At 71.8% G+C, this 19,469-nt stretch carries 12 protein-coding genes; 3 read left to right on the forward strand and 9 right to left on the reverse strand.

Features of this window, described 5'->3' with window-relative positions; genetic code table 11:
• Positions 1 to 9 precede the first annotated feature (9 nt).
• The 6 genes from EOE66_RS07505 to EOE66_RS07530 all read right to left on the reverse strand — a co-directional run bounded on the left by EOE66_RS07505 (position 10) and on the right by EOE66_RS07530 (position 7,410).
• Positions 10 to 1,713, reverse strand: a complete 1,704-nt coding sequence (locus EOE66_RS07505; protein WP_128228032.1) for an SPOR domain-containing protein — start codon at positions 1,711 to 1,713, stop codon at positions 10 to 12.
• A 115-nt stretch (positions 1,714 to 1,828) separates the two neighbouring features.
• Positions 1,829 to 3,175: a fumarylacetoacetase gene (gene fahA, locus EOE66_RS07510; protein ID WP_128228033.1), complete on the reverse strand. Its 1,347-nt coding sequence runs from the start codon at positions 3,173 to 3,175 to the stop codon at positions 1,829 to 1,831.
• Positions 3,176 to 3,212: 37 nt separating this feature from the next.
• Positions 3,213 to 4,511: a homogentisate 1,2-dioxygenase gene (gene hmgA, locus EOE66_RS07515; protein WP_128228034.1), complete on the reverse strand. Its 1,299-nt coding sequence runs from the start codon at positions 4,509 to 4,511 to the stop codon at positions 3,213 to 3,215.
• Positions 4,508 to 4,759, reverse strand: coding sequence for a DUF2783 domain-containing protein (locus EOE66_RS07520; protein ID WP_128228035.1), 252 nt, complete (start codon positions 4,757 to 4,759; stop codon positions 4,508 to 4,510). The genes hmgA and EOE66_RS07520 overlap by 4 nt, the downstream gene beginning before the upstream one ends.
• Positions 4,756 to 6,441 (reverse strand): FAD-dependent oxidoreductase, encoded by a 1,686-nt coding sequence (locus tag EOE66_RS07525; RefSeq protein ID WP_128228036.1) that lies wholly within the window; start codon positions 6,439 to 6,441, stop codon positions 4,756 to 4,758. Before EOE66_RS07525 ends, EOE66_RS07520 begins: the two co-directional genes overlap by 4 nt.
• A 9-nt stretch (positions 6,442 to 6,450) precedes the next feature.
• Entirely contained in the window at positions 6,451 to 7,410 is a 960-nt protein-coding gene (locus EOE66_RS07530) for an MBL fold metallo-hydrolase (RefSeq protein WP_128228037.1), read from the reverse strand.
• Positions 7,411 to 7,498: 88 nt separating this feature from the next.
• On the opposite strand from EOE66_RS07530, the gene EOE66_RS07535 reads away from it, so the two are divergent.
• Positions 7,499 to 8,305, forward strand: coding sequence for an IclR family transcriptional regulator (locus EOE66_RS07535; protein WP_128228038.1), 807 nt, complete (start codon positions 7,499 to 7,501; stop codon positions 8,303 to 8,305).
• Between the two features lie 15 nt (positions 8,306 to 8,320).
• On the opposite strand, the gene EOE66_RS07540 is transcribed toward EOE66_RS07535, so the two are convergent.
• On the reverse strand, positions 8,321 to 9,511 hold the full coding sequence (locus EOE66_RS07540) for an MFS transporter (RefSeq protein ID WP_128228039.1): 1,191 nt from the start codon (positions 9,509 to 9,511) through the stop codon (positions 8,321 to 8,323).
• A gap of 178 nt (positions 9,512 to 9,689) precedes the next feature.
• Between EOE66_RS07540 and EOE66_RS07545 the strand changes: the two genes are divergently transcribed.
• Positions 9,690 to 13,007, forward strand: coding sequence for a PAS domain-containing hybrid sensor histidine kinase/response regulator (locus EOE66_RS07545; RefSeq protein ID WP_128228040.1), 3,318 nt, complete (start codon positions 9,690 to 9,692; stop codon positions 13,005 to 13,007).
• A gap of 63 nt (positions 13,008 to 13,070) precedes the next feature.
• Here EOE66_RS07545 and EOE66_RS07550 read toward each other — a convergent pair whose 3' ends face one another.
• Complete coding sequence (locus tag EOE66_RS07550) at positions 13,071 to 15,341, reverse strand: Ig-like domain-containing protein (protein ID WP_128228041.1); 2,271 nt, start codon at positions 15,339 to 15,341, stop codon at positions 13,071 to 13,073.
• A gap of 155 nt (positions 15,342 to 15,496) precedes the next feature.
• Positions 15,497 to 17,857, reverse strand: coding sequence for a glycosyl hydrolase (locus EOE66_RS07555; RefSeq protein WP_128228042.1), 2,361 nt, complete (start codon positions 17,855 to 17,857; stop codon positions 15,497 to 15,499).
• A 308-nt stretch (positions 17,858 to 18,165) separates the two neighbouring features.
• Here EOE66_RS07555 and EOE66_RS07560 point away from each other — a divergent pair, with 308 nt between their 5' ends.
• Positions 18,166 to 19,467, forward strand: coding sequence for a hypothetical protein (locus EOE66_RS07560; RefSeq protein WP_128228043.1), 1,302 nt, complete (start codon positions 18,166 to 18,168; stop codon positions 19,465 to 19,467).
• Positions 19,468 to 19,469 lie beyond the last annotated feature (2 nt).

Consider the following 19,469-nt stretch of genomic DNA (forward strand, 5'->3'; position numbering starts at 1 on the left):
GGCCGCCGGCTAGAAGTCGACGACCTCGACGCGCATCCCGCGCGAGACCAGCAGCGTGCGGCCCTGGTCGGCTTCGGCACGGCGCGAGAAGGGCAAGGCCACCACGCGCCAGTCGTCGCCCTGGGGCAGCACTTCCACCTGCAGCTTCTCGTGGCCCAGCGTGCGCAGCAGCGAAACCATGGCCACGCGCACCTGATCGGCTTCGGAACGCGTGCGCAGCGGGCGCGTGGTGATGGCGAACACCGGCCCGCCAGCAGGCGCCGCGGCGCGCGCGGGCGCAGCGGTGGCCGCGGCCTGCGCGGACGGCGTGCCGGCGGCTGCAGCGGGTGCGCCGTCGGCGGCCTCGCCGGGCAAGCGGCGGGGCGTCGGTCCGGCGCGCCACACGCGGGGCAGGGTGCCGGCCGGTGGCGCGGCGCCCGGTTCGGGCGGCGCCGCAGCGGCTGCCGCGCCGGCCACAGGCACGGACACCGGCGCCGGCGCCGAAGCGGCGGGCGCTGCCGGCCGCAGCGCGGCACGCGCCTCGCGGGCCCGGGCTTTTTCTTCTTCGCTCAAGGGCGGCACGATGGACACGCGGGGCGTGCGGCCGGCCGCAGGCGACCCGGCCGCCGCGGCGCCAGACGCAGCGGCCTGGGGCGCAGGGGCGATGGGCACGGCATGGGCGCTGGGCGGGCCGGCGTGAGCCGGGGCCGGTGCACCCTCGACGACAGCCGTGGCCGTGGGCACGGGGTCAGGGCTGGCGGCGCTGGCCGCAGCCGCAGGGCCGTGGGCCGCATCAGGCGGCACCAGGGGGAGCGCGGCGGCCGAGGCGGCGGCCGAGGCGCCGGCCGCCGGCACCGGCACGGCCGCGGAGGCCGCCGCAGCCGACGTTGCAACGGCCGACGCGGGCAGCGCCGCCCCTGCCCCGGCGGGCAGCACCAGGCCCGCAGGCCGCCAGATCCACAGCGGCAGGCCCACCAGCCCGGCGCCCAGCGCCAGCACGGCGGCACGGCGGGGCGTGCTGTGGATGCGCCGGCCCAGCACCTCGGGCTGCAGGCCGCTGCCCAGCAGCACGCGGCTCTTGCGGGTGTCGGTCTCCACCACCGCCGTGAGCAGCAGCACGCGCGCCAGCACACGGCCGGGCTCGGGCTTGCGGCCGGGCAGCAGGCTGTCGGCCTGCACCAGGCGCACCGGGCCGTCCACGGGCATGCGGGCCAGCACGCTGCCGTGCTTGAGCGCGAAGCGCGCCACCTGCCGCGGCGTCAGTGGGTCGATGAAGTCTTCGCTGAAGTCGGGCTTCAGAAGGGCGGGCGCCAGCGTGGCGAGCACGGCCGCGGCCTGCTCTTCGGCCAGCAGTTGCGCCTGGGTCTCGGGCGGCAGCGCGGCAAGTTCGCGGGCGCGGGCCAGCACCCGCTCGCGCAGGCGGCTGCGCTCGTGGCCCAAGGCATCGGGTGGGGCCGCCGGGCCTGCCTCGGCCTGTTGACCTTCGGCCAGCGCATGCGCGGGCTCGGCCGCCTCGGTCAGCACGGGCAACGGCGTGGCCGCAGCGGCGGCGATGGCCTCGGCCGCGGCTTGCGCGGCACTCGGCGCGGTGTGCTGCGGCGCCGGGCCGGTGAAGGGGAGTGACACGTAACCCACGGCATGCACCTGCGCCGCGCCAATGCGGCGCGCCAGCGGGTGGCGGTTGTGCCACGCCACCACACGCGCAACCACGGCAGACAGGCGCAAGTGATCCATGATGAACCCCGATTCTCGGCAGCGCGGCACGCACACCAAGCCTGCATAAGCGCTGCCGCAGGCGGCCTGTTCCGCGCTTCGGGCCCGCCCACCGGCGCGGTGGGCCGAGAGAGGTTCAGGCCGGCATGACGGTGCCGCTGAGCGTGCCCAGGCCGATGCGCACGACGCCCGGCGCTTCGGCATAGGCGCGCATCAGCACGGTGTCGCCGTCCTCCAGGAAGCTGCGCCGCTCGCCATTGGGCAGCGTGATGGGCTCGCGCCCGGCGCGGCTAAGTTCCATCAGGCTGCCGCCCTGCCCCGGCCCGGGGCCCGAGAGCGTGCCGGTGCCGAAGAGATCGCCCGTGGCGAGGTTGCAGCCGTTGCTGCTGTGGTGGGCCAGCAGTTGCGCGGGGCTCCAGTACGCCGCTTCGGCGGCGTTGGCCTGAGACAGGCGCACCGGGTTCTGCCCGGCCGCGCGCATGGCGGCGGTGTGCAGCCAGACTTCGAGCGTGAGCGCGATGGCGCCGTGCTGCTGGTCGTGTGCGTCCAGCAGGTAGGGCAGCGGCGCGGGGTCGTCGGCCGGGCGCTGCATGGGGCGGCGGAAAGGCGCCAGCGCCTCGAAGCTGACCACCCAGGGCGAGACCGAGGTGGCAAAACTCTTGGCCAGGAAGGGCCCGAGCGGCTGGTACTCCCAAGCCTGCAGGTCGCGCGCCGACCAGTCGTTGAGCAGCGAGACGCCGAAGAGGTGCTGCTCGGCCTTCTCGATGGGCACGGGCTGCCCCAGTTCGTTGCCCACGCCCACCCAGAGCGCAAGTTCCATCTCGTGGTCCAGCCGGCGGCTGGGGGCGTAGACGGGCGCGCCTTCCGCTTGCAGGCGCTGCTGGCCTTGCGGCCGGCGCACCGGGCCGCCCAGCCCCACCGATGACGCCCGGCCGTGGTAGCCGATGGGCACCCACTTGTAGTTGGGCAGCAGCGGGTTGTCGGGCCGCAGCAGGCGGCCGATGTTCGTGGCGTGGTGAATGCCGACGTAGAAATCGGTGTAGTCGCGCACCGTGCAGGGAAGGGCCATGCGCACGGCGTTCTGCGGGTGCAGGCAGACCTCCAGAAACGGCCCCTGCTCGCTGCCTTCGGCCAATGCGGCCGAGAGTGCCGCACGCAGCGCACGCCAGGCCGGCCGGCCCAGGGCCATGAAGGCCGGCAAATCGCCAGCGGCCAGGGGTTCCAGCAGCGGATGGACTTCGTCGGCCCAGGGGCACAGCTGCGCCGCGAGCTTGAGGTCGAGCACCTGGTCGCCGATGGCCACACCCACGCGCAAGGCGTGGTCGCTCGCGCGCTCGGCTTCTTGCGCGCCCAGGCGAAAGCGGCCCAGCGGCAGGTTCTGGATGGGGAAATCGGTGCCGGGCTCGTTGGCGCTGGCCACCCAGCTGCGCAGCGCGGGGTGGTGGGTGGCGTCGGTGAGCGGGGCGTTGTTGTTGTCGTTCATGGGCGGATCATGGCGCTTGCAGCGGCGCCATCCAGGTTCAAGGCTGAAAGTGGTCGGCCAGGCCGGCCCAGCATTGCGCATACGCGCCGTCGAGCAGCGCCGGCTGCAGCGCCCAGGCCGTGGGCCGCATGCGCCAGCGGCTTTCGAACATGAAGGCCAGTGTGTCTTCGAGCTTCTGCGGCGCCAATGCGGCGCTGCTGGCCTTGCCGAAGGCCTCGGTGTCGGGGCCGTGCGGCACGTGGCTGTTGTGCAGGCTCATGCCACCGGGGCGGAAACCCTCGGGCTTGGCGTCGTACTGGCCCAGCACCAGGCCCATGAACTCGCTCATCACATTGCGGTGGTACCAGGGCGGGCGGAAGGTGTCTTCGGCCACCAGCCAGCGCGGCGGGAAGATCACGAAATCGACATTGGCCACGCCCGGCGTGTCGCTGGGGCTGGTGAGCACGGTGAAGATGCTCGGGTCGGGGTGGTCGAAGCTGATGCTGCCGATCGTGTTGAAGTGCGCCGTGTCGTACTTCAAGGGGCAGAGGTTACCGTGCCAGGCCACCACGTCGTAAGGGCTGTGGTCTTGGGTGGCCTGCCACAGCTGGCCGCCGGCCTTCTTGATGAGCTGCACGGGTGCAGGCGTGGCCTCGAAGGCCGCCACCGGCGCCTGGAAATCGCGCGGGTTGGCCAGCCCGTTGCTGCCGATGGGGCCGAGCTCGGGCAGGCGGAAGGGCGCGCCGTAGTTCTCGCACACGTAGACGCGGCTCGGGCCCTGCACGTCCACGCTGAAAGCCACGCCGCGTGGCAGCAAGGCCACCTCGCCCGGGGCCACGTCGAGCACGCCGAGCTCGGTGGTGATGCACAAAGCGCCCTGCTGCGGCACGAGCAGCATCTCGCCGTCGTTGTTGATGAAGCAGCGGCGTGCGCCGCCCGTGAACATCGGGCGGTTGATGAGCACCAGGTGCGCGGCCATGCCGTTCTGGGCTTCGGCATCGCCGTTGACGACCACGGTGCGCACGCCATCGATGAAATCGAGCGCGGTGTCTTCGGGCACCGGCACCGGGTGCCAGCGCAGCGGGTCGGGCGGCGCGTTCACGCCCTCGGCCAGGCCCGTTTTCCAAAGCGGCTGCGCGTAGGGCGTGTAGCCGCCCACCACCACCGCGGGCTGGCGGCGGTAGACCCAGGTGCGGCGGTTCTCCACGCGCGGCGCGGTGAAGGCGGTGCCGCTGAGGAGTTCGGCATACAGGCCGTGGGCCACGCGCTGCGGGCTGTTGCGGCCGACGGGCAGCGTGCCGGGCACGGCCTCGGTGGCGAAGTGGTTGCCGAAGCCGCTGAGGTAAGTGCGGGTCATGCGGAATCTCCAGGAGCAAGGCTCTCGCGCGCCAGCGCCAGGGCTTCGCCCAGCACGCGCAAGTCGCCGATGTGGTTGGCCAGCAGCAGCACGAGACGGGCGTTGAGCTGCTCGCTCTGCGCCTCGCTCAGGCCCTGGTGGGCTTGCACCAGCTGGTTGAAGAAGGTGTCGCCGGGCTCGTAGGCGTGGCGGTGCCGCTCGCCGGGCAGGCCGAAGTTCGCGACGGTGATCAAGTGTTCGGGCTTCATGCGGCGGCCTCGGCCTGCGCGTCCATCGCCAGCGCGCGGCGCCACGCGCGGTGCACGGCCTCGGCGCTGAAGCCGCGCCAGCGCGCGGCCACGTGCTGGTCGGGGCGCAGCAGGTAGACGGTGCCCGGGCGGGCGTCGCAGCGGCGCGCGGCGAGGCCTTGCACGTCCACCACATGCGGCAGGCTGCAGTCGGTGTCGGCCGCCAGCACACACAGGGCCGCCACGCCAGCGGGCAGGCCGCGCAGCGCGGTGGCGGTGGCCGCATCGGGCAGGCCGAAGTGCAGCAGCGTGAAGCCCCCCTGCCCCAGGTGCTGCAGCAGCCAGGGCCGCGGGCCGGCCACGGGCGCGTCGTCCAGCGGCGCGCCGGGTTCCATGCGGCCTTCGAAGGCGTCCGTGTCCGGCGTGTTCAAGGGGCTGCCGCGGTAGCAGCTGGGCACCGAGAGCCGGCCGCTGTTGACCAGGGCGCGCACGCCGGGCACGGCACCGGCCAGGCCCAGCACGGCGTCGCGCAGCGTGCGCGCGGCCGGTGTCTTGGGCGTCATGAACTCGGTGCTGCGCGTGCTGTTGAGCAGGTTCTCGTCGGCGGCAGCGCCGCGCTCGGCGTCGTAGCTGTCGAGCAGGCCTTCAGGCGCCTGGCCCGTGATCACCTGTTGCAGCTTCCACACCAGGTTGTCGGCGTCCTGCACGCCCGAGTTCGCGCCGCGCGCGCCGAAGGGCGAGACCTGGTGCGCGCTGTCGCCTGCGAACAGCAGCCGGCCGTGGCGGAACTTCGCCATGCGCCGGCACTGGAAGGTGTAGACGCTCACCCATTCCAGCGTGAAGCCGATGTGGCCCCAGCCTTGCTGATCGAGCAGGCGGCGGATGCGCGGGGCCACGCGTTCGGGCTGTTTCTCGGCCTCGGGGTCGGCCTGCCAGCCCAGCTGCAGATCGATGCGCCAGACGCCATCGGCCTCGCGGTGCATCAGCGCGCTTTCGCCATCGAAGAAGCTGGGCTTGAACCAGAAGCGGCGCTCGGTGCGCTCCAGCGGGAAGGGCTCGCCGTCGAGCAGCACGTCGGCAATCAGGAAGCGGTCCTGGAAGACCTGGCCGTCGATGTCCAGGCCCAGCGCGCGGCGTGTGGGGCTGCGCGCGCCATCGGCCACCACCAGCCAGTCGGCGTGCAGCGTGTAGCCGCCGTTCGGCGATTCAACGTGGAGCAGCGCGCCATCGGCCAAGGGCGTGACCTGGGCCACGCGGTGGCGCCAGCGCAGATCCAGGCCCTGCAGTTCGGCCGCACGCTCCACCAGGAACTGCTCCAGGTGGTACTGCTGCAGGTTCACCATGCCCGGGCGCTGGTGGCCGGGCTCGGGCAGCAGGTTGAAGCTGAAGACCTCGCGCTCGCCCAGGAAGGTGCGGCCCACGTTCCAGGTGACGCCCTTGTCCACCACGCGCTGGCCCAGGCCCAGGCGGTCGAAGATCTCCAGCGTGCGCTTGGCATAGCAAAGCCCGCGCGAGCCCACCGAGACGGTGTCGTCGTCGTCCAGCAGCAGCACGGGCAGGCCGCGCTGCGCGGCGTCGATGGCCGCGCTCAGGCCCACCGGGCCGGCGCCCAGCACCACCAGCGGCACGCGGCGCGTCGATGCCGCGCCGACCTCGGGCGCCGCACCGGCCGCGTAGCGGGGCCAGGTGTAGGTGCTCAGCACGGCGGCGCCTCAGCTCTCCAGGGCCTTCCACATCTCGATGTCGCGCTCGGCCGTCCAGATGCGCGGGTGGGTGTGGCCGCTCATCTCGTCGTAGCAGCGCGTCACGTCGAAGGGCATGCAGTGCTGGAAGATGACCCAGTGGCCGTACCTGGGCGCCAGCTTCGCCATCGTGGCCTTGTAGGTGGCGTTGAGATCCAGCCCCGCCTTGACGCCGGCTTCGACGCTGGCGCGCACGTCGGCGATGAAGCTGCGCGTGCCGGCCAGACCCGCCGCCACGGCTTCGGGCGTGGTAAGCGCGGGGCCCCGGCCGGGCACCAGCTGCTGCGGCTGCAGCGCGGCGATGTTGTCCAACGTCTGCGGCCAGTCGGTGAAGTAGGCGTCGCCGGCGTAGGGCGTGGCGTCGAACTCCACCAGGTCGCCGCTGAACAGGATCTTCTGCTGCGGCAGCCAGGCCACCGTGTCGCCCTTGGTATGGCCGCGGCCCAGCTGCAGCAGCTGCACTTCGAGCTTGCCGAGCCACAGCGTCATCTTGCCGGTGAAGGTGATCGTCGGCCAGGTCAGCCCCGGCGGCACGCTCTCCACGTTGCGGAACAGGCGCGGGAAGCGGCCGATCTCGCTGGCCTTGTCCTGCTCGCCGCGCTCCTTGATGAGGTCGAGCGTGTCTTCGCTCGCGATGATGTGCTCGGCGCCGTAGGCCGAAGCACCCAGCACACGCACCGCGTGGTAATGCGTGAGCAGCACGTAGCGGATGGGCTTGTCGGTGACTTCGCGGATGCGGCGGATCACGTCCTGCGCCATCACCGGCGTGGCCTGGGTGTCCAGCACCAGCACCGCGTCGTCGCCAATGATGATGCCGGTGTTGGGGTCGCCTTCGGCCGTGTAGGCGTAGGCGTTGTCGCTCAGGCGGGTGAAGCTGACCTGCTTCTCTTGCAAATCGGCCTGGCTGGCAAAGGTCTTGGTGGAAGTCATCGCGCACACCCGCTGAAGAACATGGCCCTTGATGCTAGCGCACGAGTTCTGTATTGTCGAACGCATTAACCATCCACTAACGCTCATCATGCCCCGCCCTGCCCGCGCCGAACCACCCGCCACCCCTGCGGCCCAGCGCGGCATCCAGAGCATCGAGGTTGGCGGCGCGCTGCTGCGCGCGCTGGCCCACCACGGCCGCCCGCTGCCGCTGAAAGAGCTGGCCGCCAACGCCGGCATGGCCCCGGCCAAGGCCCACCCGTATCTCGTGAGCTTCGGCAAGCTGGGCCTGGTGGCGCAAGACGCCAGCGGGCGCTACGGCCTGGGCCCGCTGGCCATGCAGCTGGGCCTGATCAGCCTGCAGCAGCTCGACCCGCTGGCGCTGGCCACGCCCCTGATCGAAGAACTGGCCGCCGAGTGCGGCCACACGATGGCCGTGGCCGTGTGGGGCGACCGCGGCGCCACCATCGTGCGCGTGGCGCAGCCGCCCACGGCGGTGTTCGTGGGCATGCGCCACGGCACGGTGATGAGCCTGCGCGCCACCGCCAGCGGCCGCCTCTTTGCAGCGCTGATGCCGCCGGCCGTGGTGCAGCCGGTGCTGCGCGATGAGCACAAGGCCAGCGGCCGCGGCGGCGCCGCGCTCGACGCCGAGCTGCGCGCCGCGCTGCAGGCCGTGCGCGAGGAAGGCATCAGCCGCGTGCAGGACGTCTACCTGCCCGGCATCAGCGCGCTGGCCGCGCCGGTGTTCGACGGCGGCGGCGCGCTGGTGCTCAGCCTCACCGCCATCGGCCCCACGGCGGTGTTCGACAGCCGCCCGGGCAGCGCGCTGGTGCAACGCGTGAGGGCCGCGGCCCAGGGCCTCTCCACGCGCCTGGGCTGGCGTTCAGCGCCGGCCTGAGGCAGCGCCCCCGTTTCAGCGCGCAGGCAGGCGCAGCACCCACAGCCCGGCCGCGCCGGCCAGCGCCACCGCGGCCGTCAGACCCACGGCACCCAGGCCCCAGCGGGCCAGCGCCAACCCGAAGAGCCAGGGCGACAGGGCGCCCAGCACCCGTGCCGGCAGCGTGAGCCAACCCTGGCGAGCGCCGTAGCCAGCGCTGCCGAACACCGCCAGCGGCAGCGTGCCGCGCACGATGGTGACGAGGCCGTTGCCCAGGCCGTGCACCACCGTGAAGGGCATGGCCGCCAGCGGGCCCAGCGTCAGCAGCAGCCCGGCCGCCACCGGGTGGGCCAGGGCCGCGGCGCGGGCGGCCAGCAAGGGCGGGTGGTGGCGCAGCCAGCCCAGCTCCAGCAGCCGTGCCGCCACCTGGGCCGGGCCCATCAGCGCCGCCGTGGCCACGGCCACGGGCAGGCTGGCACCGCTGGCCTGCAGCAGCGCCGGCAGGTGCGTGGCGATGCCGGCGCTGACCACGCTCATCGCCGCGAACACCGCCGCCAGCAGCACACCCAGGCGGCGCGCGCGCTGCGGGGCGAGCCCGCGGCCCGCTTCGGCCGTCGGCTGGGCGGACTGCGCCTCGGCGCCTGGGGCTGGCGGCGGCACCATGGCGGCGGCGCCAACGCGCGGCAGCCCGGCGTTCAAGGGCAGCCCGACCAGCACGTGCAGCGCGGCCCAGGCCGCGCAGGCCCCGCGCCAGCCCCAGGTGGCTTCGAACCAAGCCGTGAGCGGCCAGCCCACGGTGCTGGCAAAGCCGGCCAGCAGCGTGATGCCGGTGATGGCACTGCGCGCCTGGCCGCCGTACAAGCGCACCAGCGCCGCGAAGGCCGCGTCGTAGAGCCCAAAACCCATGGCCGCCCCCAAGGCCGCCCAGGCCAGCACCAGCACCGGCGCGCTGGGCGCTGCGGCCATCAGTGCCAGCGCGGCCGCAAAGGCGAGGCTGCAGCCCATCAGCACGGGGCGGCCGCCGTGACGGTCGATGGTGCGGCCTGACAGCGGCCCCAGCAGCGCCGAGATCAGCAAGGCCATGGACAGCAGCGCGTAGACGGTGGCCGGTGCCAGGCCAAGTTCGGCCGCCATCGGCGCGGCCAGCATGGCCGGCAGGTAGAAGCTGGAGGCCCAGGCCAGCGTCTGCGCCGTGCCCAGCGCCAGCACGACGGCCGCGGGTTTCATCGGGCAGCAGTGTCGCACCGCGCCCGCGGCCAGCGGGCGAAGCTGCACCAAGCAGCACCAGGCAGCACCAAGCAGGAAATGAATAATGCAGCCCACAACGCGGGCCGCGCTCTTCGGGCCTCGTGGTCGGCGCAGCCGCCCCGGCCACCCTTGCCCGAACTGGAGATTCAGCGCCCCGATGGTGACCGACAGCGATATCGACAAGGCCCTGCAGGCCGAGCGCCTGTTGCAGCACGAACGCGTGGTGCTCGGCTCGGTGCTCGGCAGCGGCAGCATCGGCCTGCTGCTGGCTGCGGCGCTCTGGAGCGTGGCTGCGCCAGGGGCCGTGTTGGCCTGGCTGGCCACGCTGGCCGGGGCCCTGGCGCTGCGCTGGGCTGGCGTGCGTGCGCAGGCGGCGCGCAGCCCGGCGGCCGACGGGTACCCCCGCTGGGTCTGGCGCCACCGCGCAGCCTTCCTGCTGCACGGGCTGGCCTGGGTGGGCGTGGTGCTGGTGCCCGATCAGCTGCAAGCCGGGCGCGAGCTCGACCTGCTGGTGTTCGCGCTGAGCATCGTGACCGCCGGCGCGCTCGGCACCGCGGCCTTCGACCTGCGCACCGCCCTGTTCTTCGCGCTGCCCACCGTCAGCGCGGCTTTGCTGCTGGCTCTGCGCTCGCAGGACCCAGGCGCCCTGGCCCTGGCGGCGATGGCGGCCGTCTACCTGTGCATCACCACCACCACCGCCCGCCGCGCGCAGCAGCTGGTGCGCGACGGCGTGCACCTGCGCCTGCTGGAAAGCCGGCGCGCCAACGAGGCGCTGGCCGACCGCCAGCGCGCCGACGACGTGGCACAGCGCCTGGCCGACCAGCACCACCTGCTGACGCAGCTGATGCAGACCTCGCAGCAGGGCTTCTGGTTCATCGACAACGAGGCGCGCACCACCGACCTCAACCCGGCCATGGCCCGCTTGCTGGGCGAGCCGCACGCCGCCGTGCTTGGGCGGCGCGTGCAGGACTTCGTGGCGCCGGAAGACCAGGCCGTGCTGGCCATGGAACTGGCACAGCGCATCGGCGGGGCCGCAGGGCACTACGAGCTGACGCTGATGCGCGCCGACGGCCGACGGCTGCACTGCGTGTGCAGCGCCACCGCGCTGTTCGATGCGCAGGGCGCGAAGGTGGGCTCGGTGGGTGTCTGGACCGACATCACCCAGCGCCGCAGCACCGAAGCGGCGCTGCGGCACTACGAGCTGGCGGTGAATGCCATCAGCGATGTGGTGTCGGTGGTCGACCGCAGCGAGCGCTACCTCCTCGTCAACGACGCCTGGTGCCGCGCCTCGCGCGTGCCGCGCGAGGCGGCGCTGGGACGATTGACCAGCGAGGTGCTGTCGCACCGCGTGACCGAGGCGCGCCTGCAGGCCCTGCGCGAGTGCATGGCCACTGGCGAGATGCGCAGCGCCCGCAGCCCCGACCCGCGCGCCTCGAGGCCGAACTGCGTCATCGAGACCCACTACTTCCCGCAGAAGGACAACACCGGGCGCGTGCAGCAGGTGGTGATGGTCACGCGCGATGTCACCGACCAGGAGCGCAGCCGCAACGCGCTGCTGGCCAGCGCCGCCGAGCACCGGGCGCTGCTCGACAACTTCCCGGGCTACATCAGCCGCCTCGACCGCCAGCACCGCTACACCTACGTCAACCAGCGCCTGGCCGCGCTGTTCGGCCGCACGCCCGAGACCGTGGTGGGCTGCAGCGTGGCCGAGGTGCTGGGCGCAGAGCGGGCCCAGGCCTTGCATCCGCTGATCGAACGCGTGCTGCGCGGCGAGGCCGTGAGCTACGAGCACACGGTACGGCCGCCCGACGCCGAGCCGCTGGACCTGCAGGTGCGCATGGTGGCCGGCGCCGACCCGCTGAGCGGCGAGCCCGTGGTCTACGGCTTCACGCTCGACATCACGCAGCGCAAGCGCGCCGAAGCGGCGCTGCGGGCCAGCTCGGCCGAACTGGGTGCCTTGCTGGAGGCCTTTCCAGGCTACATCGCGGCCACCGACGAGGCGCTGCGCTACACCTACATCAACGACCGCCTGCTCGCGGTGTGGGGCCTCTCGCGCGAGGCCGCCATCGGGCGCACCGTGCGCGAAGTGCTGGGCGAAGAACGCGCAGCGGGCGTGGAAGCCGCCATCCAGCGTGCGCACCGGGGCGAGCCTTCGGTCACGGAAGCGAGCTTCTACCGCGGGCCCGACGGGCAGCGCCTGGTGCTGGAAGTGACCCGCGTGACCGGCCCCCGCCAGGCCGACGGCCGCCAGAACTGCTATGCCTTCGGCGTGGACATCACCGCGCGCAAGCAGGCCGAAGAGGCGCTGATCGCGGCGCGCGACGAGGCCGAGAGTGCCAACCAGGCGAAGTCGCAGTTCCTCTCGCAGATGTCGCACGAGCTGCGCACGCCGCTCAACGCCATCCTGGGTTTCGGGCAGCTGCTCGGTTCCGACCCGCGCGCGACGCTCGTGCCGCACCAGCAGGCCTGGGTGCGCGAGATGCTGCGCGGCGCCGAGCACCTGCTCAGCCTGATCAACGAGATCCTCGACCTCGGCCGCATCGAAGCCGGCGAGCTGCCGCTGGAACTGCAGCCGCTGGCCCCGGGCGATCTGGTCGACGAGTGCCTGGCGCTGGTGCAGGCCCTCGCGCAGAGCCTGGAGGTGACGCTGGGCGCCACGCCGGGCGGCCTGGAGGGCGTGCAGGTGCGCGCCGACCGACGCCGCCTCAAGCAGGTGTTGCTGAACCTGCTGGGCAACGCCATCAAGTACAACCGCCCCGGCGGCACGGTGGCCGTGCTCTGGCGCCTGGAAGGCAGCGAACTCTGGCTGGGTGTGCGTGACAGCGGCCGCGGGCTCACGCCCGACGAACAGGCGCGGCTGTTCCAGCCCTTCGAGCGCCTGGGGGCCGCGCAATCGGGCATCGAGGGCACGGGCATCGGGCTGGCCATCAGCCGCCGCCTCGTGCTGGCCATGGGCGGGCAGATCGGTGTGCACAGCGTGCCGGGTGAAGGCAGCACCTTCTGGCTGCGCCTGCCGCGCGACGGCGGCAGCCCGTCGGCCCCGGGGCTGCCGCTCAGCGGTGCGGCGCTGGATGCGGCGCCCGCAGCACCGCCAGCGCAGCCCGAACAAACCGTGCTCTACATCGAGGACAACCCCGTCAACGTGGCGCTGATGGAGGCCATGCTGGCGCGCCTGCCCGGCGTGCGCCTGCTGTGCGCCGAGACCCCCAGCGAAGGCCTGCGCCTGGCCGCAGAGCACCGCCCGGCCCTGGTGCTGCTGGACATCCACCTGCCCGAGATGGACGGCTTCGCCGTGCTGCGGCACCTGCGCGAGATGCCTGCGCTGGTGCACACGCCCGTGCTGGCGGTCAGCGCCAACGCGCTGCAGGAAGACATCACCGCCGCGCACGAAGCCGGTTTTGCGGCCTACCTCACCAAGCCGCTCGCGCTGGACGCCCTGCTCGACACGGTGGGCGCACACCTCGGGCGCGGCTGAAGGAGCAACGGGCCGCGGTGCGGCCCGTGACACCAGGCCGGGCCGGCGCCCGGCCAGCCTTCATCACTCGAAGGTGATGGCGCCGTTGACCACCAGCGTGGTCGGGAAGACCGCCGGGCTCCCCGTGGACACGCTCATGTTCGCGCCGACCAGCTTGCCGTTGTTGGGCGGCAGCGGGTTGCCCGAGCCCACGGCCTGGAAGTCGACCTGCGACAGCGGCCCCAGGGCCAGCGCACTGGCAGGCGTGAGGCCGGCCACGTTGCAGGTCTGGATCAGCGTGAAGTCGGCCAGCTGCAGCGTGTAGCGCGTGGCCGCCTGCGCGGTGGGCGTCACCGCGGCCAGCAGCTTGATGTTGCAGGCCGCGGGGGCCGAGGCGCTGCCCACGTTGTAGTACTTGCCCAGGGTGAGGATGACGCCGAAATTCTTCGCCGGGCCGTTGAACCACTCGGGGTTCTGGCCGAAGGTGAAGGACATTGAGGTCTTGCCTGCGATGGACACGCCCGGGGTGTCGCCCGTGCCGCTCAGGCCCGTGGTGAGGCCCGGGGCCTGCACGAAGATGCCGGCGTACAGCGAGGTCACCGCGGTGGGCGTCTGGTAGAAGTAGAAGAAGCCGCTGTCGGCCGCCGCCACCGCCGGCGTGAAGCTGCCGCCGCTGCCGCACTGCGCGGGCGCGCCGCAGTTGAAGCCGTCGACGCTGCTGCCGCTGTAGCCGCCGTAGGCCCCGCCCTGCACGGTGGTCGTGGCGCCAAAGCCGCTGCTGAAGGTGACGGGGCCCGTGCTGCCACCGCCGCCGCCACCGGCCGCTGCGGGCGCCGGGTAGACGATGTCGTCGACGTAGTAGGTGCGCGCGCCACCAGCGGCCGCGCCCGTGGTGCCGAAGTTGAAGAAGACCGACAGCTTGTTGTAGGTGGTGGCCAGGTTCAGCGCCGCGGTGCCGGCGGCCTGGTTGGCGAAGTTGAAGCTCAGCGTTTGCCAGCCGGCCGCCACGGTGGTGGTGGCCTCGGTCTCCACGCTCTTGCTCGGATCGGTGGCGTTCTCCACCTTCAGGCGCACCGGCGTGCCGGCGGTGGGCGACCACACACGGGCCGTGATGGTGCGGTTCGTCGCCGTGAAGCCGATGGGCGCGATGGCCTGGTTGGCCAGGTTCGAGATGGTGGTGCCGGCCCAGAGTTCGGCGGTGCCGCTCTTGATCACGCGCGCCACCTTGTTGGCGGCGTTGGTGGGGTCGGCGACGATGGCGCTGTCTTCCGCACCGCCAAAGCCCGTGAGCGTGGGCGCGGTGGCCTCGTCCATCGTGATGCTGGTGGTGGTGGCCGTGCCACCGCCACCTGCGCTGGGGCAGGCCACGGTGAAGCTGCTGCCACGGAAGGCGAGGTCGTCGAAGTAGAAGGTGCCGCCACCACCGGCCGCGCCGGTCTTGCCGAAGTTGAAGAAGATCGAGGCCTTGTTGTAGGTGTTGGCCAGGTTCAGCGCCGCCGTGCCCGCCGCCGGGTTGGCGAAGTTGAACAGCAGCGTCTGCCAGCCTGCCGCCACCGTGGTGAGGGCTTCGGTCTCGGCGCTCTTCGTGCCGTCGGCCGCGTCTTCCACCTTCAGGCGCACCGGGATGCCGGCGGCCGGCGCCCACACGCGGGCGGTGACGGTGGTGAGCGTGCTGCTGAAGGGCAGGCGCACGATGGCACTGCTGGGGCAGATGCTCACGGTGGTGCCGGCCCAAAGCTCGGCGGTCGGGCTCTTCACGACCTTGGCCACGCGGTTGCTGGCGTCGGTGGGGTCGGCCGTGATGGTGGCGTCTTCGGCGCCGCCGAAGCCCGCCAGCACCGGCGGCGTGGCCTCGCTGAAGCCGACGATGCGCGTCTCCACGATGGGGATCACGGTGTTGTAGGCCTGCAGCGAGCTGACCACCGCGTTGGTGTTGCCCACGGCGTCGCTCACGCGGCCGGCGGCGATGCTGAGGTTGATGGTGCCGACGGCGTCGGGCGTGGGCACCACCACCAGCGTGGCGCGCGTGCCGCTGACGCGCACGAAGGCGCCCTTGGTGCCGCCGGCCACGGTGACATCGTCCACCGTGAAGCTGGTGCCGACGTCTTCGTTGAAGTTGAAGGTGAAGGTGACGTCGCCCGTGGCGTTGGTTTCGGCCACGCTGTCGGTGATGGTGATCACCGGGCCGGCCGTGTCGGCCGTGCCGGTGGCCAGCTGCGGCGGCGCTTCGCCGTCACCGCCGCCGCAGGCGGCCAGCAGCAGGGCCGCGGCCAGCGCCGTGGCAGACATCAGGTGCCGGGGCTGGCGGGCGGGCTGCCCGGCAGACAGCGAACGGGGGCGTTGGGCGGTGTTCATGGCGGTGTTTCCTGTCGGGGTGACGTCGTTCGACAAAATCTGTGAAAGCGCTTTCAGCAGTATGCGCAGGCGGTTTCTGGCTTGGCAAGGGCGCGCGCCCCCTGGCTTACCCGTAGGCGCGCTGGTTTCGGTGGTCGGGCCTCGGTGGGCGGCCTTCAGTTCGCGCTGCTGAGGCGGCCCAGGGCCTTGGGCGCCACTGTCATGCGCTTGCCGTCGCTGAAGCGCACCTCCAGCGGCGTGCTGCGCGCGTTGTAGGCCAGGTAGCTGCGGCTGCCGTCGGCGCGCTTGAACACGGCGTGCAGCGGTGTGTCGGCGGTGATGCTGAAGTCGGGCGGGCCCATCGCTTCGAGGTTGAGCATGAAGTGCAGCGTGTAGCTGCGCGAGGCGCCCAGCTCCACCGAGCCCCAGCGCTCCCAGGTCTTCAGCGCCTCGGCGGGGTCGGCCAGCGCGAGGTATTGCGCGAACACGTCCTGCCAGATGTCCTTCGGCGGCGGCGGGCTGGGTTTCTTGGCGATGCGGTTCCACAGCGCCGTCTCGGCCGGCAGCGTGGCCAGGCTGCGCTTGACGAAGGCCGGGTCGCGGCCCAGGTAGGTGTGCGCCGTGGTCACGGGCAGCAGGTTGATGCCCTTGATCTGCCGCGGGTCGTCGATCCACCAGGTGTCGTGGCGGTACATGCCGCCGAAGACCTGGCTCACCTCGGCGTTCTTGTACTCCTTCGCGAAGACCAGGCCGTGGATGTCGAACCAGTAGTGGTTGATGGCCTCGATCTCGTTCGTGTAGAGATACACGCCCAGGTCGCGCAGTGCCTTGTTGCCGGTGAGCTCGCCCCACAGGATGAGCCCGGCCCAGGCGTTGATGGCTTCCGACGAGCTCTCGTTGTTGTTGCCGAACTCGCCCGCGCCGATGCCGTTGGCCCAGGTGTGGGCCTCGTAGGCGTCCCAGTTGCGCAGGAAGGGGAAGTCGGCGCGGCCGCGCTCGGTGGTGGCGATGTCGGCGATCAGCAGTTCGATCATGCCGCCCCAGCGGTCTTTCGCGATCCAGGACGGGTCGCGCAGGCCCACTTCCGCGGCCACGCGGATCCAGTAGCCGAACCAGAACTGGTGGTCGTTGATCTCGGTGATGGCGAAGAACTCTTCGGGGTAGATGTTCACCACGCCCATCGACTTCTCGTACTGCACGTAGCCGCGGCTGCTGTCGCCACCCAGCCACTCTTCGGCGCGCTTCTTCAGCATCTCCAGCAGGCGGTCGCGGCTGGCGTTGTCGCCCTGCTGCTCGAAGACCTCGGCCAGCTTCAGCGTGCGCTGCAGGCCCTTGCCGGCCCAGTAGGCGCTCTTGCCTTCGCGCTGCAGTTCGCGGCCGGCGGTGCGGATGTCCTTCTCCATCACGTCTTTCAGCTCGTCGAGCCACGGCGAGGCCGTGATGCCGGGCCAGTAAGGCAAGAAGCCGTTGTATCGCGTGGTGGTCTTGAACTGCGAGGCCGCCAGCAGGCGCAGCGGGCCACGCACGGTGTCGAACGTGACGCCCAGCTTGCCCTCGACCGAGGCATTCCTGAACCACTGGTGCGGGTACAGGCCGAGCAGCGGGCCTGCGTCGGCGCCTTCCATGGCCTTGGTGGTGGCCGTGAAGGTGGTTTCCACGAGGCTCGCGGCCTCGTCGTAGCGCCAGGCCACGCGGGTCTGTTCGATGAAGCTGTAGGCGTGCTTTGTGAAGAGGGCCAACGTGGCGGCCTGCTCGTCGGGCAGCGCCGCCACCGAGGCGTAGCCGGCACCGGCCGGCAAACGCGCGATCCATTCCGTGGGCGACACCGCCTCCCACTTCACGCCCGTTGGGCCGAAGAGCGCATAGGCCTTGCCCCCCACTTTCAGCGCCAGCACGCGCGCATCGGCGGCCTCGTGCAGGCGCTGGCCTGCGGCGGGCAGGCGCACGCGCAGGTCGCCGCGCGTGAGCTTCAGGAAGGCGTAGGGGTTGCCGCGCGCCACGGTGGCGCGGAAGTCGTCGGCGCCGTTGGCAAACGAGATGTCGATGGACCAATCGTCGGCGCCAGCCAGCTTGGCCTTGCCGGGCTCGAAGGCCACGGGCGAGATCAGCAGCGGGTCCTTGTGCGGATAGCGGATCTCCACGTCCTGCCGCACGCTGTTGATGGCTTCCTTGCTCGGCAACGCGAACTCCAGGCCGGCCGGCACGGTCTTCACCGTGATGGGCTGGACGAACAGCGCTTCGGGCTTGGGGTTGAAGACCAGCGACGAGTACCACTGGCTCGTGGGCGCGGCGCGCTGCAGCATGGCCTCGGTGCGGAAGGGCGCGCGCGGCACGGGCTTGTCGCCGGCCTTGGGGGTGAGGTGGTAGGCGCCGGCGCCGAGCTTGACGGTCTGCGCCGTTGCAGGGCCCACCCAGGCAGCGGCCGACAACACCGCGGCCAGCACGGCGGCCCCCATGCGGGCCAGCCCGCGCGGGCGCCAGCGCTGCCACGTGCCCCCCACCGGCCGCAAGGGCCCACCTGCGTTCGTCGCGCTCATGCCATTCCCTTTCGTGCAAGAACTGCCTGCGCGGCGATTGTTTGTGAAAGCGCTTTCAGAAAGATTCCGCGTTTTCCCGGAGCCGTCACACCCGCAAGACCCTGCCGGCCTCAGGCGCGAGGGTAAACACGCACCGCGTTCGCGTTGACGCCGCAGCACCGTCAACCGTATTCTGTGAAAGCGCTTTCAACGCAACCATCCAGCCCAAGGTGGCCCGACCTATGCAGCAAGACATCACCCGCCCTCGCGGCACCCCGGCCCCCACAGCACGCCCGGCCGGGCAGCCCCGGCTTCCGGCGCGCCGCGCCTTGGCGGCCGCCATTTCAGCAGCGCTGCCCCTGACGCTGTGCGCGCTGGGCCTTGCGGCCGCGCCCGCCGCCCAGGCCTTCGAATACGGCCCCTTCAGCCTCACTGGCTTTGCCAAGGTGAGCGTGGGCCGCGTCAGCAACGGCTGCGAAGGCTGCCAGCGCGACCCGCAGGCCGGCCGCCACTTCATCTGGGCCGATGACATCGTCTACGGCAAGGAGTACGGCGGCCTGAACACCGACAGCGTGCAGATCCAGCCCGTGCTGGGCGTCAAGTTCGACCTACCGCAGGGTTTCAAGATCAGCGGCGCCTACTCGCAGCGCCTGCGCGACGGCAAACCCGACCTGCCCGGCGTGGTGTACGAGCGCAGCCTGACGCTGCAGCACGAGTACTACGGCACCGTGCAGATCGGCAACTTCCTCGCCCGCGGCTGGAACCGCCCCGACTTCCCCTACGCCAGCGACCTGGGTCAGACGGCCTTCAGCGATTCGGGCGCGGCCTACGGCATCCTCACCAAGGCGCTGCGCTACACCTCGCGCGAGCTGTTCGTGGCCGATGGCAACCTGGTGCTGGAAGCCACCTACGACCAGGGCGACACCAACTTCAAGCGCAACAAGCCCCAGCTCTTCGAGTTCTGGGCGCTGTGGGCGCGCGGCCCGCTGGTGGTGGAAGCCATCGCGCAATCGGCCAAGAACGGCCCGCCGGCCGCCTTCGCGAAGGCGCCCTTCACGGGCCTCACGCCCTTCCCCGAGCGTGACGATGGGCAGCTCAATGGCAGCAGCCAGGGCATGTTCATGCTGCTGAGCAAGTACCAGATCGGCACCGCATACGAAGTGTCGGGCGGCCTGCGCTTCAACCGCTGGAGCGGCAGCTACGCCGTGCCGCTGACCACCGGCGCGCAGGCGCAGTGGAACAACCCCTTCAACGTGAACTGGGGCGGCTTCGACGCCAACGGCGTGCCCAACCCGGGTTACTCGGCGCGCTCCGTCGACCTGATGCTCGGCCTGCGCAAGTACATCAACCCGAAACTCGTGGGCTACACGGGCCTCACCTACCTGGGCAAGGCCAGCACCAAGAACCCGAGCGACCGCGGCCAGAACAACACCGCGCTCTTCGTGAGCCTGGGCGCCCGCTACGCCGTGGGCGGCGGGCTCAGCGTCTCGGGCTCGGTGAACGCCGTGGCCTACGGCCGCAAGGGCCAGGCGCCGCTGAGCATGCCGGCCCACGATGCCTTCTCGAACGTCGACTCCCGCATTGCCAACCGCGGCAACTGGGTGTCGCTCGAAGCGAACTACACCTTCTGAGA

This window comes from Rubrivivax rivuli, assembly GCF_004016505.1.
Lineage (GTDB): Bacteria > Pseudomonadota > Gammaproteobacteria > Burkholderiales > Burkholderiaceae_C > Rubrivivax > Rubrivivax rivuli.

Excerpts from the sequence above, each read along its gene's own strand:
- EOE66_RS07535 (WP_128228038.1), top strand. The coding sequence starts at position 7,499 with ATGCCCCGCCCTGCCCGCGCCGAACCACCCGCCACCCCTGCGGCCCAG.
- EOE66_RS07520 (WP_128228035.1), bottom strand. The coding sequence starts at position 4,759 with ATGAAGCCCGAACACTTGATCACCGTCGCGAACTTCGGCCTGCCCGGC.
- EOE66_RS07530 (WP_128228037.1), bottom strand. The coding sequence starts at position 7,410 with ATGACTTCCACCAAGACCTTTGCCAGCCAGGCCGATTTGCAAGAGAAG.
- fahA (WP_128228033.1), bottom strand. The coding sequence starts at position 3,175 with ATGAACGACAACAACAACGCCCCGCTCACCGACGCCACCCACCACCCC.
- EOE66_RS07540 (WP_128228039.1), bottom strand. The coding sequence starts at position 9,511 with ATGAAACCCGCGGCCGTCGTGCTGGCGCTGGGCACGGCGCAGACGCTG.
- EOE66_RS07550 (WP_128228041.1), bottom strand. The coding sequence starts at position 15,341 with ATGAACACCGCCCAACGCCCCCGTTCGCTGTCTGCCGGGCAGCCCGCC.
- EOE66_RS07505 (WP_128228032.1), bottom strand. The coding sequence starts at position 1,713 with ATGGATCACTTGCGCCTGTCTGCCGTGGTTGCGCGTGTGGTGGCGTGG.
- EOE66_RS07545 (WP_128228040.1), top strand. The coding sequence starts at position 9,690 with ATGGTGACCGACAGCGATATCGACAAGGCCCTGCAGGCCGAGCGCCTG.
- EOE66_RS07555 (WP_128228042.1), bottom strand. The coding sequence starts at position 17,857 with ATGAGCGCGACGAACGCAGGTGGGCCCTTGCGGCCGGTGGGGGGCACG.
- hmgA (WP_128228034.1), bottom strand. The coding sequence starts at position 4,511 with ATGACCCGCACTTACCTCAGCGGCTTCGGCAACCACTTCGCCACCGAG.